Origin of the sequence: Acidocella sp., assembly GCF_036489515.1 — a bacterium.
Taxonomy (GTDB): Bacteria; Pseudomonadota; Alphaproteobacteria; order Acetobacterales; family Acetobacteraceae; genus Acidocella.
This window is the reverse complement of the sequence record NZ_DASXFO010000081.1, coordinates 1-16,068: the sequence shown is the minus strand read 5'-3', so window position 1 is coordinate 16,068 and position 16,068 is coordinate 1. Positions and strand designations below refer to the sequence as shown.

Below are 16,068 nucleotides of genomic sequence, written 5' to 3'. Positions count from 1 at the left end.
TAACAAAGTTTTTTTGCTTCTTTTTGTTCACAAAAAGAAGCCTTGCGCTTGCTATGGGCTTCGCGGTGTTGCCCGCCGCGGCTTGGGCGGCGCAAGAAAATCCGCAGGCGGTCGCCGCGGCGATCCGTCAGGCGATCGCGCCGACCCTGTCGAGCGGTTCCACGATCAGCCTCGGCCCGGTGATCGGGGCGCAGTATATGCAGGCCTGCACCGGTAACCTCAGCGTGTCGATCACCGGAATCGAGCCTTATGAGCAGGCGGCGGTGCGTTGCTCGGCGCCGAACTGGACGTTGTATGTGACCGTCACCGTCGCGGCGACGGAGGAGGTCGAGGTCGCGGCCCGGCCGATCGCCGCCGGCCAGGCGCTCAGCGCCGGCGATTTTTCGCTCCGCCGCGAGCCGGTTTCGCTGTTCGCGGGGCGCCAAGTCTATCATGACGCGGCCTCACTGCTCGGCACCACGGCGCTGATGGGCTTGAATCCAGGGACGATTTTGACGTCCGACAGCGTCGCCGAGCCGGTGGTGGTGCAGGCGGGGCAGACCGTCTCGGTGCATGTGCGCAGCGCCGGCCTGGACATCACGGTGAACGCGGTGGCGCAGCAGACCGGGCGGATCGGCCAGACGATTCTCATGATCAACCCCTCGAGCGGCCAGCATTTTTCCGCCCTTGTCACCAAGGCAGGCCTGGTTGTGGAGCTGAACTGACAACTTTCGCGCGCATTTTTTCGGGAAAATGTTGGAAAGCAGGAAAACTTCCGGTTGAACAAATGAATAGAGGGGTAACGGCAATCACAACCCAGGAGCTTTCCTAATGTCAGGCGCAGTCGGTTCAATCCTTTCCAATCAGGGCGCACTCGATGCTCTGCAGTCCATCAGCAACACGTCGATGACCAACAACACGCTCGAAAACGAGATGTCGAGCGGCCTGTCGATCAGCTCCCCCGCCAACAACCCGGCCGGCTACATCACCGCGCAGGGCTTCACCTCGCAGCTGAACGGCCTGACTCAGGCGATCTCCAACGCCAACCAGGGCGTGTCCCTGCTGCAGACCGCGCAGGGCGCGGTGCAGCAGCAGATCGGCGTCGTGCAGCAGCTCAACTCCATCGCCGTGCAGGCTTCCAACGGCACCGAGACCTCGCAGGAATCGTCCTCGCTGCAGAGCGTCGTGAGCCAGCTCACCAGCCAGGTCTCCAGCATCGCCGGGCAGACCCAGTTCAACGATGTCAGCCTGCTCAACGGCACGTTCCAAAATGTGCAGTTCCAGGTCGGCGCCAGCGAAGGCCAGACCATGAGCCTGAGCATCGCCGACACCGCCGCCACGAGCCTGGGCATGTACCAGACGGGCGGGATGGCCTCGACGATCACCTCGGGCACCACCGCTCAGTACGAAGCCTTGGGTACGGCGTCGACCACGACTAGCGCGCTCACGACCACCAACCTTACTGCAGGTACGGGCGGCGAGCTTGCGACCGGGACGCCGGTTGCGATTACGGTTGGGGCCAACGCCGCTGTTGATGTCTCGCCGACCTCCGATTTGGAAAGCGCCGCGAACCTGGCCACGCAGATCAACGGCACTACGGCGCTCACCGGCGAAGGGGTGACGGCTACGGCCACCACCACTACCAACCTTGGAAAGGTCGGCGGCTCGACGGGGTCGCTGACGTTGAGTCTCGCCTCCAGCGCCGGCACTGGCGCCGCCTCGACCCCCGCGACCCCCGTCGCTGTGACGGGCAACAGCCTCACCTCGTTGATCAACAACATCAATGCCCAATCCAGCACAACGGGCATCACGGCTAAGGACAGCTCGGGCTCGCTGGTGTTGACCCAGAGCTCAGGTAAAAATATTCAGATGTCCGGCTATGCTTCGGGGACGGGCGCAAGTGGCCTGACCTTGACCGGGGCTAGCCTGGCTTCTGGTGCCGACTTTTCGGTCGTCCAGGGCACCGTGCAGCTTTCCGCGCCCCAAGGCATCACGACCACGGGCGGCGCAACGATGGTCGGCGCGACGAGCGAGCTGGTGTCGGCGCAAGCCGGGCTCACGGCGAGCGATCTTTCGACCGGTACAGGCGGCGCCGCTGCGGGGTTCAACATCTCGGTTGGGGGCGTGGCCCTCGGCTCGGTCTCGACGGCCAATACCTTCGAAAGCGCCGCGAGCTTGGCCTCGCAAGTCAATTCGATGGACGGCGCCAAGGGTATCACCGCTTCGGCCAGCAACGTCGTCAATCTCGGGCAGCTCGGCACGGGTACCAGCAACCTGACCCTGACGCTCGCCGCCAGCGGCAGCGGCAAGGCGGTCGGGACCAGCATTCAGGCGACCGGGACCAACATGACCTCGCTGATCGCCAGCATCAATAATGGCACGACCGACACGGGCATCTCGGCGACGACGAACAGCCAGGGCTCGCTGATTCTGACCCAGGCCACTGCCGACAATATCCAGGTGTCCGGCTATTCGGCCGCGGGCGGCGCGGGGGCTGGTTTGGCCTCGGTTTCGGCGGCCTCTGGCACCGGCGCCGCGGCCAACTATGTCTCCATCCAGGGCAGCGTGCAGCTGGCCGGGGGCGGTGAGATCGCAACCACGCCCAAGACGGCGGGCACCACCTTGAACATGGTCAGCGGGACCAGCTCGTTCACCTCGCTGGCTGACGTCAACGTTTCGTCCGTCAATGGCACGGCGGGGACTGCTCCGGGGGCCACGGGCGCGGACCTCAACACCCAGGGCGGTGCGAACCAGGCGATCTCGGTGGTCAATTACGCGCTGCAGTCGCTGGACAACACCGGCGGTGACCTCGGCTCCGTGCAGCAGGGCCTGACCGCGAACATCGACAACCTGGATACCACCAGCGAGAACGTCACCAGCGCGCTGGGTGTGGTGCAGGACGCCAACTTGCCGCAGGTCGCCAACCAGCTGACCCAGGTGCAGATCCAGGCGCAGGCCGGTGTGGCGGCGCTGAAGAGCTCCACCACGCTGCAGCAGTCCTACCTCTCGCTGCTGCCGTAATCTCTTGTGACCCCGGCCGGAGTGAAAACTCCGGCCGGACTTGTCTTGCCTTGAACAGAACAGAGAGTCGTTGAGAACATGAGCTCCACAATCTCAAGCCTTGGGTCCAGCCAGATCAGCAGCGAGATCACCGACTACGAGGACCGCCTGGCGGAGCCGGTCACGCAGCTTGACGCTCAGATCACGACCGACAAGGCGGACATCTCCGCCTGGGGCACGATCCAGGGCACGCTCTCGACGCTTTCCACCTCTTTGTCGGGGATCGCAGATCTCTCGACCATCAACACCCGCAACGCGTCGGTGGGCACCAGCAGCGTGCTGTCCGCCACCGCCGGCAGCGCCGCGCAGACCGGCACGTATAGCGTGGACGTCAAATCCCTGGCCTCGGTGCAGGAAATCTATTCCAGTGCGGCGGTGGCAAAGACCGCCTCTGCGAAGCTCGGCAGCGCCACCGGCAACAGCACGCTCTCTTTCACCATCGGCAGCGGCAGCAAGGCGAAGACCGAGACCGTGACGGTCGGCTCCGGCAGCATGACCCTGAACGGCATCGCCAGCGCCATCAACAAGATGGCGGGCGGCGTGAAGGCCGGCGTGGTCACCACCGCGACGGGCGCGGAGCTGACGCTGCAGAGCAGCTCGACCGGCGCGTCCCAGGCGTTCAGTGTTTCCGGCACCGGCTCGCTCGCGCAATTCGATTATTCCAACAGCACCACCGGCACCACCAGCCCGATGATGTTCAGTGCGCAGACGGCGAAAAACTCCAGCCTGACGCTCAACGGCGTGCCGATCATCCGCAGCAGCAACAACATCAGCAGCGCGATGCCAGGCGTGTCGCTGACCCTGACCAGCAAAGGCAGCAGCACGCTGAACATCGGCTCTTCGCCGACCGCCATTACCAGCGCGGTCGGCACGGTCGCGAGCGATCTGAACTCTGCGCTCTCGACCATCAGCAAAGAAACCTTTTGGGCCGGCTCCTCGACCACGACCGCATCCGCATCCGCCAGCTCGGCGGCAAAATCCGGCGGGCTGGCCGGCAACACCACGGCCGAGAGCATTTCCAACCAGCTGCTCTCCGCGGTGTCCGGCGCCGCGGCGAGCGGCATGACCTCGAATTCGATCGGTCTGACGGTGAGCAGCAAGGGCACCGTGGCCCTGGACAGCACGACCTTCGCGGCGGCTTACACGCAGAACCCGACGGCGGTGCAGAAGCTGCTCGGCGAGATCCAGACCAGTCTCAGCACGGCAACGAAGCAGGCGCTCGGCAGTTCGACGAGCACCAGCAGCGACAGCACCGCGACGGTGGGCGGCGGCACGATCGCGGCGCAGACCGATTCCTACACCAACACGATCACCTCCATTAACACTGAGATCTCGCAGATGGAGAAGACCGACACCGTGGAGCTGAACAATCTGGCCGCGGCCTATTCGACCGCGGAGTCGGCCGCCACCAATGCGTCAGTCACGCAAATGTATTTGGACATCTATACCAGCCCGACCACGAGTTCGAGCTAAGGTGTCATGATGATGGATATGATCGCAGGTTATCGCGCAACAATGTTCGACGGCGAGACCGAGCTGGACTGGCTGCGCCATGGCTGGCGCGCCCTGCGGCTTTATGGCCGCAAGGCCAAGGCGGCGATCCTCGCCGGCGACATCGCGCTGAAGGCCGAGATGATGCACCGCGCCGACCGGCTGCTGGTGCTGCTGACCGGCATCCTCGATACCGGCCCGGGCACCACACTTGGACCGGCGCTGACGACCATCTATGGTACGCTGCAAACGACCCTGCTGCGCGCCAATCTGCAGAACGACGCGGCGGCGCTGGACGAATTCGACCGTGCCATTGAAACTCTGGCCCGGGATATGCTTGAAACGCCTGAACCTGGGACCGCCTCATGAGCAGCAGCATCAACGCCCTTGGCCTGAGCCAGGTTGCGCCGGAAATTGCCGGACAGGGCGATGCGCAAGCCACTACGCGCGCCGGTGCCGCGGCCGAGAGCACCCAGAGCGCAGGTTCCTCCGGAGAGGCCGTGACCCTGAGCGACGATGCACAGACCACGACCCAGCTGCTCGGCGCCGCGCGGAATTCCAGCGGTGTGAACGAACAGGCAGTGGCGCAATTGCGCGCTTCGGTCCAGAACGGCACCTACGACGTCTCACCCGACACGTTGGCCCGTTCCATCACCAGCGCCGTGAAAGAAGCCGCCCCATGACCGATGACGCCGAAGCCGCCCCTGGCGCCGAATTTGGGGTTGACCATGTCGCGGTCGTCGCCGTGCTCCATCAGGGGCTGGAGCTGGTCGCGGATCTGACCCTCAAGCTGCAGAGCCTGGACGATCTGATGCTGTCGGGCCGCCCGCAGGAGATCGCGGCAGCGGCGACCGAGGTGGAAGCCGCGCTGTCCGCGGCGGAGCCGGCATTTTCCGATATCGCCGACACCATGAAGCGGCTTGGCAGCGCCGACCTGCAGCGGGCCGCGGATTATCTGCGCCGCGCCGACCAGAACGACGCCGCCAGCCTGGCCGACACGCTGCGCCTGTCGCTCAAGCGTTTCGCGACCCGCTCGGTGAAAGCCAGCCGGCGCGCAACCACCCTGCATAACGGCCTGAGTGCTGCGCTGCGCAGCATGCAGGCGCTCGGTGTCGAGGACAGCGGAAGGCTGATCGCCGAAGCCTGAAGCAAAGGGAAGAGAAGGCTACTTTTTGTGAACAAAAAGTAGCAAAAAAACTTTGCTATGCTGGGGCATGGGCGTTGTCGCCGACAAAGCCCATGCCCCAGCATAATAAAAGTTTTTGCGCCGCTTTTTTCAAAAAGCGGCTTCTTTTTTGTCAGGCGTTTGCCGCCTTCTCGCACCAATTTTCCCACATCGTCCGGTAAGCCGCCTCGAGGTTGCGGGTAAAAACGTAGGCGTCGCATAACGGCGAAGCCGCCATCTGCCGGCGCAGCGTCCGCCGCAGGTCCGCGAGGCGGGGCTGATCGGCGGCGAGTTCGGTGGCGATCCGCACATACTCATCCGCCGATGAAGCGGCCAGTTCGGGCATGCCGATGGCGCGCAGAAAACCGAGCGTCTGGCGTGACACCGCGCGGTTGCCCGGCAAGGTCACCACCGGCACGCCCATCCACATCGCCTCGCAGCTTGTCAGGCCGCCCGAGAACGGGAACGGGTCGAGTGCGATGTCGACATCGCCATATTCGGCCAGCATGTCGGGGTGAGGCGATGCCGGGCGCAGCATCAGCTGTTCGGGCGCGATGCCGTGCGCGGCGAAGGCGGTAAACAGGTTCTGCCGCGCCACGCGATCGGCCAGAGACGCCCATTTGAGCAGCAGCCGCGCGCCTGGTGTTGCCTGGAGCAGCCGCACCCAAAGCTGGACCACGTCCGGACCGACTTTCATGAGATTGTTGAAGCTGCCGAAGGTCACATAGCCGTTTTTAAGGCATGGCGCCGCCGCCGGCGCTGGCGCGTAAGGTGGCGGGGCATAGCAGAACCGGCTTTCCGGCAGGCGGAGCACCGTTTCGCTGTAGAGATTCTCATCGCCTTCTGGGATCGTTGTGGCATCGGACAGGATATAGTCGATCGTGGGCAAGCCGGTGGTGCCCCAGAAGCCCAGCCAGCTCAGCTGCACCGGTGCCGGCTTCCGCGCGAACAGATCCAGCCGGTGGCCGCCAGTGTGACCGGAGAGATCGACCAATAGATCGATGCCATCCGCTGCCACGCGGGACGCAGCCGCTTGGGAAGACATCCCCACCACGCTCCGCCATTGCCCGCATTGCTCGCGCAATTGCTGCGTCAGCCAGTCTTCTTTCGATTGGCTGCTATAGGCGTAAATTTCGACCGCATCAGGGTCATGATTGGCGAGGACGGGGGCGAGCAAAAATCCCACCGGATGCTGCTTCAAATCGCCTGACACATAGCCGATCCGCAAGCGGCGCCCGGGCTCCGGCAGATTTTTGAAATGCGTATTCGCTGGTATCTTAACGTGCGTTGCGAAGCGCTGGGCGGCCGCGAAAATCGCTGCTTCGCTCACCTTTGCCTGGTAATGCAGGTTCAAGATCAGCCCGGTGTGCGCCTCCAAAACGTCTGGCGCGAGACGGACAGATTCCTCCAGGGCGACGCCGGCTTCCTCCAGCCGGCCTAGCTCCTGCAGCGTCATGCCGAGATTCGCATGGGCCGGCGCCAGATCCGCCTGTAGGCTGAGCGCCGTCTCGCAGGCCGCCAAAGCTTCCTGCAGGCGTTGCATCGTGCGCAGCGCCCCAGCCAGATTGACATGGGCCGCGGTGAAATCCGGCTTGAATGCGAGCGCCCGGTTGAAGACCGAAACCGCCTCGTCGAGCCGGTTGAGCGCCCAGAGCGTGTTGCCGAGATTGGACAGCGCATTCAGGAAATCCGGCTGGATTTTCAAGGCGGCTTCATAATGGCTGACCGCGTCCTGAGGCTTGCCTTGTTCCTGGACCAGCTTCGCCAGATTGTAATGCGCATCGGCATTCTGCGGATTCTGCGCGAGCGCCGCGCGGTAGCAGGAAGCAGCCTCCTCCATCTCGCCAGACATGGTGAGTGTTGCGCCGAGATTGTTGAGTGCGTCCGCATGCGTGGGCGCGATGGCAAGAACCTGGCGGTAGACGGCGGCGGCCTCGTCCTGCCGTTCCAGCGCGCCCAGGACAATGCCAAGATTATAGAGAGCCTCCGGATAATCCGGGAGGCGCGCGACCGCCTGGCGATAGGATTCGGCCGCCTCTTCCAGCCGCCCCGCCGCGGCGAGGCTCACGCCCAGATTGTAGCGGTAGACCGGGTTCGCCGCATCGAGGGCGACGGCCTGGCCGATGCGCTCGATCGCCGACCCGGCATCGCCTTGCTTCAGGGCGATCGCGCCCAGCATATTCAGGCTGTCGGCATGGCGGGGATTGACCGCCAGGACCTGGCCGTAAAGCCGCGCCGCGTCGTCCATCTGCCCGGCCTGATGCGCCTGGAGGGCGGCGGCAAGTATTTCTGCGCCTTGTGCTGAGGGAGCAGTGGTGCCCGAACGCTTCAGTTTCGTTTCCGCCCGACGGTCCTTACGGTTCAATCTGTTACGCCTTCCCAGCCGTTATCCGATGCCGGAATGCTATTCCGCACCATCGCGCGCGCCGCAAGTCACCCGCGCGATTGAAAGCCTTGTGGCTGGTCCTGATCTGGGTGGCGCACGGCAAAACCTCCGCCGCAGCCTGAGGTAAACGCAAATCTCTTCGGAAGGTTTGCCAAGCTTCCAGAATACATATAATAATTTGGCATGAACTTTCGGATGACAGCGCGAATTACCACCCCGGCCGCCTGAGCTGCCGCGCATGGCGCGGTGGGGCTGCCGGATTGTCGCTCTGTCCCCAATCGTTTTTCCGAAAGTGTCGCCCATGTCCCCCGTTACCGATCATTCGTTTCAAGCGGTTCAGTTCGAGCTGGCCGCCGACGCCGACCCCGGACTGCTCCCCCGTCTGCTGGCCCCTTTCGCGCGGCGGGATCTGGTGCTCGATCGGGTTAAGATCGGGCGCAACGGCGCGCTTATCGAGGCTGTCCTGGCCATTGACGAGATGCCGTCGGAGATGGTGCACGTCGTCGAGGGCAATCTGCGGCAGCTCGTCGGCGTACGGCGCCTAACGGTCATGCTTGGAAGAGCAACGCGCCAGGCCGCCTAGAAGGAAAGCGGCCGCTTTTTCGATCAAAAGCGGCGCAAAAACTTTTGTTACGCTGGGCCATGGGCATTGTCACCGACAACGCCCATGGCCCAGGTTAGCAAAGTTTTTTTGCTTCTTTTTGTTCACAAAAAGAAGCCTTCCCTGATTCGTCATGATGCCTGCAACGAGCCGCTCGCGTTGAACGCGCGCAACTCCTCGACGAGGACACGCGTGTTTTCGGAGTAGTCGACCGGCACGACGACGAGGTTCACGCCACCCCGGGCAAAGGCCGCCTCCAGAGCCGGCGCCAGGCCTTCGGCGCTCTCCACCCGGCTGCCCTCGACACCGTACGACCTGGCGTAGTCCACGAAGTCGGGGTTGCCGAAGGTCATGCCGAAATCAGGGAACTGATCGACCGCCTGCTTCCAGCGGATCATCCCGTAGGCGTTGTCCTGGAGGATCAGCACCACGAGGTTGAGCTTGAGGCGGACCGCTGTCTCCAGTTCCTGCGAATTCATCATGAACCCACCATCGCCGCACACCGCCAGCACGCGTCGCGAGGGATAGAGCAGTGCTGCCATCATCGCGGACGGCAGGCCGGCACCCATGGTGGCGAGAGCGTTATCGAGGAGCAGCGTGTTCGCCACAGACGTGCGGTAATTGCGCGCGAACCAGATCTTGTACATGCCGTTATCGAGGCAGACGACGCCGTCTTCCGGGATTACCGTGCGCACGTCATGGACGATGCGCTGCGGCGTCAGCGGATAGCGGCTTTCCTCGGCCCGGTCCTGCAGACGCGCCAGAATGGGCGCGCGCAGCGGCAGCAGGGCGCCGGCGTTGGGCAGCTTGCCTTCCAGGCGGTCGGCGAGCTGCGCCAGGGTTGGGCCGACCGCGCCGATCAGCTCCGCATGCGGGAAGTAAACTTCCTCGACGGTGGCCGCGTTGTAGCCCACATGCAGCACTTTCGGGCCGTTCGGGCCCATCAGGAAGGGCGGTTTCTCGATCGTGTCGTGGCCGATGCAGATGATCAGGTCGGCGCGGTCGATGGCGCTGTGGATGTAGTCGCGCTCGGACAGCGCCGCGGTGCCCATGTAAAGTCCTGAACCGCCGGCCACAGCGCCTTTGCCCATCTGGGTGTTGAAGAACGGGATCTGCAGGCGCCGCACGAACGCGGAAAGCGCTTCGGCCAAATGCGGGCGGCTCGCGGCGGCGCCGAGCATCACCAGGGGGCGCTGGGCGGCGAGAATCAGCGCCGCGGCGCGGTCCAGAGCCGCCGGCGCCGCGATGGGAGGTTCCAGCGGATGCAACGGAACCGGCTTGAGGTCGGGGGCAATCTCGGCGGCGATGTCCTCGGGCAGTTCGATATGTACCGCGCCCGGCCGCTCGAACTGGGCGAGGCGGAAGGCCTCGCGCACCATGGAGGGAATGGTCGCCGGGCTGACGATCTGATGGGCCATCTTGGTCAACGGGGCCATGGCCGAGACGATGTCGACGACCTGGAAATGCCCCTGCTTGCGGCTGCGGATGCCTTTCTGACCGGTGATCATGACCATCGGCATGGCGCCGAGCTGCGCATAGGCCGCCCCCGTGGTGAGATTGAGTGCGCCCGGCCCGAGCGTGGTGAGGCACACGCCCGCCTTGCCGGTGAGCCGGCCATAGGTCGCCGCCATGAAGGCCGCCGCCTGTTCATGGCGCGTGACGATCAGCTTGATCGAGGAATGGCGCAGGGCTTCGACAACGTCGAGATTTTCTTCCCCCGGCACCCCAAAGATTTGGGTTACACCCTCATTCTCCAAGGCTGCGACAAATAGTTCAGCTCCGTTCATGGGTCAGCTCCTTGCCCCGCAGGTCACGCGGGCGGTTGGTTTGACAGTATCATTTGAGCATTCAGGAGGGTCTAGGAAAGCGGCCGCTTTTTGAAAAAAGCGGCGCAAAAACTTTTTTTAATCTGGGTCATGGGCGTTGTCGGCGCCAACGCCCATGACCCAGATTAATAAAGTTTTTTTGCTACTTTTTGTTCACAAAAAGTAGCCTTCTCCTGCGTGATCCCGAATTGATCATGCTTTAGCGGCGGTCGATCCAGACCGTCTGGATGTTGCAGACTTCATGCAGGCCGAAGCTCGAGAGTTCGCGTCCGAAGCCGCTCTTTTTCACGCCGCCGACGGTGAGCCGGGGATCGGAGGCGACATCGCCGTTGATAAAGACGCCCCCCGTTTCGATCTGCGTCGCCATGCGGTTGGCCTGATCCAGATCGGCGGTCCAAATGGAGCCGGCGAGACCGAATTCGCTGTCATTGGCCAATTCGATCGCATGCGCCGCGTCACGCGCCACGATCAGCGAGGCGACCGGACCAAACAGTTCCTGGTCAAAGGCAACCATGCCCGGCTGCACATCCGCAAGGATGGTCGGGGCGTAGAAATTGCCCGTCCCCTCCAACCTGTGGCCGCCCATGACCAGACGCGCGCCTTCGCTCACCGAAAGCTCGACCTGCCGGTGCAGTTCGTCGCGCAGGTCGTAGCGCGCCATCGGGCCGATATAGGTGTCTTCCCGTAGCGGGTCGCCGACTTTCAGCACTTTCACGGCCTCCACGAAGAGCGCTTCGAAAGCTTCCGCGATCGGCTGTTCCACGATGATGCGCTTCGCCGCCAAGCAGACTTGCCCGGTATTCTGGAAGCGCCCGGCGACGGCGGAGCGGACCGCGGCGTCGAGGTCGGCATCGGAGAGGACGATGAAGGCGTCGGCCCCGCCGAGCTCCAGAATGGATTTCTTGAGCACAGCCCCGGCCTGGCGGGCGATGGCAGCCCCGGCACGCGTGCTGCCGGTTAAGGCCACGGCCACGATGCGCGGATCCTCGATCATGACCGAAACGCCCTCCGGTGTGGCGTGGACGACTTCAAAAAGTCCTTCCGGTGCGCCCGCCGCCACGATCGCGTCGCGCAGCAGATAGGCGCCGCCCATGACATTCGGCGCGTGCTTCAGCACATAGGTGTTGCCGGCCAGCAGCATGCCGGCGGCGCCGCGCAACACCTGCCAGGCCGGAAAATTCCACGGCATGACGGCGAGAATGGGCCCAAGCGGGCGGAATTCCTGCCGGGCCTGGCCTTTATCAACCGCGACAAGTTGCGGCGCCAGGAATTTCGGGCCGTTTTCCGCGTACCATTCGCAAAGGAACGCGCATTTCTCGACCTCGGCGCGGGCCTGGATGATCGGCTTGCCCATTTCCTGCGTCATCATGGCGGCCAGCGCCTCCTTGCGGTCGCGCAGGGAGGCCGCCAGGCGCACGAGGAAGGCCGCACGCTCTTCGACCGGGACCTGCCGCCACAGGGCGGCGGCGGCGGCGCTACGCGTCAGGGCCAGATCGATCTCCGCGGGCGTGGCGAACGGGTGATGGGCGAAAACCTCGCCGGTGGCGGGATTCTGGGAAACGGAATGATTTACGGTTGCTGTCGCGGTCATGGCGGTGCTCCGTGCGTGGTGGTTGCTTCGTTGTTCCAAGACATAACCACTTTATCATTGAATAAAACTGAATAGTATTGAGATCATATATTCGATCTCGGGCAGCGAGCCGAAAGGTGCGCTGCCCCTAAACGCGCTCGAAAGCACGGCCGCCATGCGGATTCCGCCCTTCCTGGCGGCGTTCCCTCGGCGGTTTCCGCAGGTCGAGCTGAACCTTACCACGGGCCCTTCGGGCGAGCTGATCGGCGCCGTTCTTGAGGGGCAGCTGGCCGGCCTCTTTGTCGCATCGTGTACGAAGCCGCCACCCCATGTTCGCCGTTATAAACAAACGGACGTTTAGAAAACGGGACACACGCGCGCGGCAGCTATTTTTATCAAAAGCCTCATTTCTCAAAAAAGCGATCTAATTTTAACACGAACATAAGTGGCAATTTTTTCTACCTAACGCTATGTCCCCGGATATCTGGAACGGCGCACTCTTCCCAAGGGGTAACGCCTCCATCGGCTTCACCCAGAAGCTGACTGGAGCGAATTCTGATCACGGCCAACGAACCGTGTCGTCCCTTAATTCCAGGTACGGACTTCGTGAGCCTAGAGCGGACGGAGGTGCAGTTTCGCGTCGGGCGGTGGAGGGGCAAGTCGGTGGAATGGCGGCGAGGGCGGCTATCGCGACATCGTCGGCCGTACCAGAAGCTAATCCGGCATGTAGCCATGCACGACCTCCAGATCGCCGACCCGCAAGGCTTGGGCGAGCTTTTCAGCAGCGTGACTAAGGCGAGGCCCCTCACGCGTGATGATGACCGCCCCGGTATGAACATCGGCGCCAAACACCTGCGCCGTTACATGGAGTAGTTCTCTTTCCGCCACAACACGGCTAAGATTTGGGCCTGGGAGTTCATGGCTATGACCATCGCCCGTTCTGAGGGCAAGTGCCTCTTCTATTAGGGGTCAATCAATGCTGCCTAAAGACAGGAAAATTCAACCCGTTGGCGCCCCGTTCGAGGTCGTAATAAAGACGTGGCGAGCGGTTCTCTCACCAGAGATATGAACAAATTCTTCTCTAAGTCTAAAAAAGGCTGTGAAGGCATGTAATCTGCGTGAGCTAAAATTGAAATGGATCTGGTAAGATTCGACGGAGAGAACGCTTCCGTTGATTTGAACTTTGATCGGTCGCGTGCATTGATTATTGAACAGCACCCCTACGCATTCACTTTTTGGCAATTGGAGTAGAGCCGCGTGGCAAGAATTCTGCTGACCCATCCCGCGGAGGTGCGAATGAAATATTACGGGGAGCGCGCGCTCGCCGGGCTGCGTGCGCTGGCCGAGGTGCAACTCAACGAAGGTCCTGATGCTCTCAGCACGGATGCGTTGATCGAGGCCGCGCGCGGCGTGGACGTGATCATCGCGGATCGTCTTACCGCCGGGCCGGCGGAACTCTTCATGGGCGTACCGACGCTTAAGGCAGTACTGCGCTGCGCCGTCGATATCCGCAATATCGATGTCGCCTCGGCCTCGGTGGCGGGCGTGCTGGTGACGCGCGCCAGCCCCGGATTTGTGCAGTCCGTGGTGGAACTCGCCTTGGGATACATGGTGGATTTATCGCGGGGCATTTCGCGTGCCACGGCGGTGTACCATGCAGGTGAGGTGCAGCCGGAGGCCATTATGGGGCGACAACTCTTCGGCAGCACACTTGGCATTATCGGCTATGGCAGCATCGGCCGGGCGCTGGCGCCGTTGGCGGCCATGCTCGGCATGGCGGTGTTGATTGCTGATCCCTATGCGACGATCTCGGATGCGCGTTTCAAACAAGTCTCCTTCGAGGATTTGCTGGCGGAATCCGATTATGTCGTGTGCCTGGCCGTGGCGACCGAGGAGACGGAAGATCTGATCGGCGCCGGGGCGCTTGGGCGCATGAAGCCGTCCGCGTTCTTCATCAATCTCTCGCGCGGCAATCTGGTGGATGAGGCGGCGCTGACGGCGGCCCTGATGGAAGGGAGCATCGCGGGGGCGGCGCTGGATGTCGGGCGCGCGCGGGACCAGATGCCGAGCACCGAACTGGCCCACCTGCCGAACGTGATCGCGACGCCGCATATTGGCGGCCTGACGCCTCCCGCGATCGAGCACCAGGCGCTGGATACGGTCGCACAACTCGCCGCGCTCCTGGCCGGCGAAATACCGCAGGGCGCGGTGAACCCGGATCACTGGACGCGGCGCGTGTAACCCCGCGCTTTCAGAAAGGAGCTCCTCTGTGCCCGATACGCCCCCTCGGCTCGCAGCGCCGGCAGCACGGAAAGGGGGATTTAGGCATGAACGCTGCGTCTAAAGCGCTTTTACCCATTTAGAAGCAAATTAAGTTGGTTGCGTGCCTCCGCAACGAGCTTTGTTTGCGAGGCAAGTAAAGATTCAGAAGCGCGCGCCGATGCAGCGTTTTTTGTTGCGATTCTGCTAAAGATAAAATTCTTGCTAAGGACACCATGCGACTTCGAGAAGGCCATCCTCTACGCGGCTTCCATCATTCTCTTCGTCGGGCGTTACGGATAAAATTCTGAATTGGTTCTAAAATTACGTTAGAGTACGACAATTCTGAAGCAAGAATGAGGCGCTCCGTCGCATATCTCCTGCTCAGCGTTCAGACTTGCGGCATCGCCATCGCCGTCAGAACCTGCTCGACATAAAATAAAACGGAACGGAATTCTGACAATGACGATGAACGCGCGCTACACGCCTCCCGCAGGTCAGGACTGGTCGACCGTGACGCCCGAAGCTGCAGGCTTCGATGCTGACGGCCTGGCAGCGGCAATTGCCTTCCATCGCGCGCACGAGAGTGCGTGGCCGCGCTCGATGTATTACGAGGATGGCCGCTATGTCGGCACAGCGCAGATCGGCGACCGCCCCGAGCATGCTGAAGTCATCGGCCCCGTGCGCCCGCGCGGCGAGGCCAACGGGCTGATTCTGCGCGGCGGCAGCATCGTCGCTGAGTGGGGCGATACGGGAGGTGCCGACATGACCTTCTCCGTCTCTAAAAGCTATATCGGCATGCTCGCCGGCATCGCGCTCGCAGATGGGTTGATCGGGGACCTCGACGAGCGTGTCGGTAACACCGTGGATACGGGCTGGTTCGAAACCCCGCACAATGCGGCCATCACTTGGCGCCATCTGTTGCAGCAGGCCAGCGAGTGGGAAGGCACACTCTGGGGCAAGCCGGATTCGGCGGACCATAACCGCGTCGTCGGTCCGGCTTCCGACGGCGGCAAGCGCAAGGGCGAGACGCGTGTCCTGGGCCAGCCGGGCACGCATTTCGAATATAACGACGTGCGCGTGAACCTCCTCGCCGCAAGCCTCACTTATCGCTTCCGCCGTGCGCGTCCTGAAGTGCTGAAGGAGCGCGTGATGGATCCGATCGGCGCGAGCGGGGGTTGGGAGTGGCACGGCTACCGTAACGCCTTCCTCGAGCTTGACGGCAAATCCGTCCCGTCGGTCTCCGGCGGCGGCCACTGGGGGGGCGGCATGATGATCGGCTCGCGCGACCACGCGCGCATGGGGCTGCTGATCGCGCGTGGCGGCGAGTGGGCCGGTCACCAGATCATCTCCAGCGGCTGGGTGCGCGCAATGCTCACGCCGTCACCCTGCAATGGCCAGTACGGGCTGACGTGCTGGCTCAACAGCGGCGGCACCAGGCTCTACCCGAGCGGCACTGATGCGAGCGTCTTCGCGCGCGGCGCCGGCTCCAGCGTCGTCTGGATCGAGCCCGAACTCGATATCGTCGCCGTCGCGCGCTGGATTGCCAGCGATGCGTTAGATGGGTTCGTCGAGCGCGTGCTTGCGGCATGTAATACCAATCCGCCTAAAGACTGACACATGCCCAATCGCGGCTACCGATTGAGTTGATGCGGTCTGGATCGGCGATGAACCAGTTCCATGCGGTTTTGCAGGCTTCCACGATATCGTCGTATGTGTCCCAGACCGTGG

The 16,068-nt window shown here is 63.0% G+C and carries 14 protein-coding genes; 11 read left to right on the top strand and 3 right to left on the bottom strand.

Annotated features, from left to right (window positions below; all coding sequences use genetic code 11):
- Positions 1-53 precede the first annotated feature (53 nt).
- The 6 genes from flgA (at position 54) to VGG47_RS12075 (ending at position 5,677) form a co-directional block, all read left to right on the top strand.
- Positions 54-704, top strand: a complete 651-nt coding sequence (flgA, locus tag VGG47_RS12100; RefSeq protein ID WP_331538874.1) for a flagellar basal body P-ring formation chaperone FlgA — start codon at positions 54-56, stop codon at positions 702-704.
- A gap of 106 nt (positions 705-810) precedes the next feature.
- Complete coding sequence (locus VGG47_RS12095; protein ID WP_331538872.1) at positions 811-3,000, top strand: flagellin; 2,190 nt, start codon at positions 811-813, stop codon at positions 2,998-3,000.
- Between the two features lie 78 nt (positions 3,001-3,078).
- Positions 3,079-4,512, top strand: coding sequence for a flagellar filament capping protein FliD (gene fliD / locus VGG47_RS12090; protein ID WP_331538870.1), 1,434 nt, complete (start codon positions 3,079-3,081; stop codon positions 4,510-4,512).
- An 18-nt stretch (positions 4,513-4,530) separates the two neighbouring features.
- Entirely contained in the window at positions 4,531-4,899 is a 369-nt protein-coding gene (locus VGG47_RS12085) for a flagellar protein FliS (RefSeq protein WP_331538868.1), read from the top strand.
- The gene (flgM, locus tag VGG47_RS12080; RefSeq protein WP_331538865.1) at positions 4,896-5,213 is read left to right on the top strand and encodes a flagellar biosynthesis anti-sigma factor FlgM; all 318 of its coding nucleotides are present in this window, start codon (positions 4,896-4,898) and stop codon (positions 5,211-5,213) included. Before VGG47_RS12085 ends, flgM begins: the two co-directional genes overlap by 4 nt.
- Positions 5,210-5,677, top strand: coding sequence for a hypothetical protein (locus tag VGG47_RS12075; protein ID WP_331538863.1), 468 nt, complete (start codon positions 5,210-5,212; stop codon positions 5,675-5,677). Before flgM ends, VGG47_RS12075 begins: the two co-directional genes overlap by 4 nt.
- 151 nt (positions 5,678-5,828) lie before the next feature.
- On the opposite strand, the gene VGG47_RS12070 is transcribed toward VGG47_RS12075, so the two are convergent.
- Positions 5,829-8,060 carry a tetratricopeptide repeat protein gene (locus VGG47_RS12070; RefSeq protein ID WP_331538861.1) on the bottom strand — a complete coding sequence of 744 codons (2,232 nt, stop codon included), beginning with the start codon at positions 8,058-8,060 and terminating at the stop codon, positions 5,829-5,831.
- Positions 8,061-8,382: 322 nt separating this feature from the next.
- Between VGG47_RS12070 and VGG47_RS12065 the strand changes: the two genes are divergently transcribed.
- Positions 8,383-8,664 carry a hypothetical protein gene (locus VGG47_RS12065; protein WP_331538859.1) on the top strand — a complete coding sequence of 94 codons (282 nt, stop codon included), beginning with the start codon at positions 8,383-8,385 and terminating at the stop codon, positions 8,662-8,664.
- Positions 8,665-8,813: 149 nt separating this feature from the next.
- Here the strand turns inward: VGG47_RS12065 and VGG47_RS12060 are convergent, their stop codons facing one another.
- On the bottom strand, positions 8,814-10,469 hold the full coding sequence (locus VGG47_RS12060) for an acetolactate synthase large subunit (protein WP_331538857.1): 1,656 nt from the start codon (positions 10,467-10,469) through the stop codon (positions 8,814-8,816).
- A 238-nt stretch (positions 10,470-10,707) separates the two neighbouring features.
- Entirely contained in the window at positions 10,708-12,099 is a 1,392-nt protein-coding gene (locus tag VGG47_RS12055) for an NAD-dependent succinate-semialdehyde dehydrogenase (RefSeq protein ID WP_331538854.1), read from the bottom strand.
- A gap of 61 nt (positions 12,100-12,160) precedes the next feature.
- Here VGG47_RS12055 and VGG47_RS15660 point away from each other — a divergent pair, with 61 nt between their 5' ends.
- The 4 genes from VGG47_RS15660 (at position 12,161) to VGG47_RS12040 (ending at position 15,954) form a co-directional block, all read left to right on the top strand.
- Positions 12,161-12,439 carry a LysR substrate-binding domain-containing protein gene (locus tag VGG47_RS15660; protein ID WP_408842010.1) on the top strand — a complete coding sequence of 93 codons (279 nt, stop codon included), beginning with the start codon at positions 12,161-12,163 and terminating at the stop codon, positions 12,437-12,439.
- Positions 12,440-12,810: 371 nt separating this feature from the next.
- Positions 12,811-12,951 carry a hypothetical protein gene (locus tag VGG47_RS12050; RefSeq protein ID WP_331538852.1) on the top strand — a complete coding sequence of 47 codons (141 nt, stop codon included), beginning with the start codon at positions 12,811-12,813 and terminating at the stop codon, positions 12,949-12,951.
- A 384-nt stretch (positions 12,952-13,335) separates the two neighbouring features.
- The gene (locus VGG47_RS12045) at positions 13,336-14,319 is read left to right on the top strand and encodes a hydroxyacid dehydrogenase (RefSeq protein ID WP_331538851.1); all 984 of its coding nucleotides are present in this window, start codon (positions 13,336-13,338) and stop codon (positions 14,317-14,319) included.
- A gap of 480 nt (positions 14,320-14,799) precedes the next feature.
- Entirely contained in the window at positions 14,800-15,954 is a 1,155-nt protein-coding gene (locus VGG47_RS12040; RefSeq protein WP_331538848.1) for a serine hydrolase domain-containing protein, read from the top strand.
- The last annotated feature ends 114 nt before the right edge of the window (positions 15,955-16,068 follow it).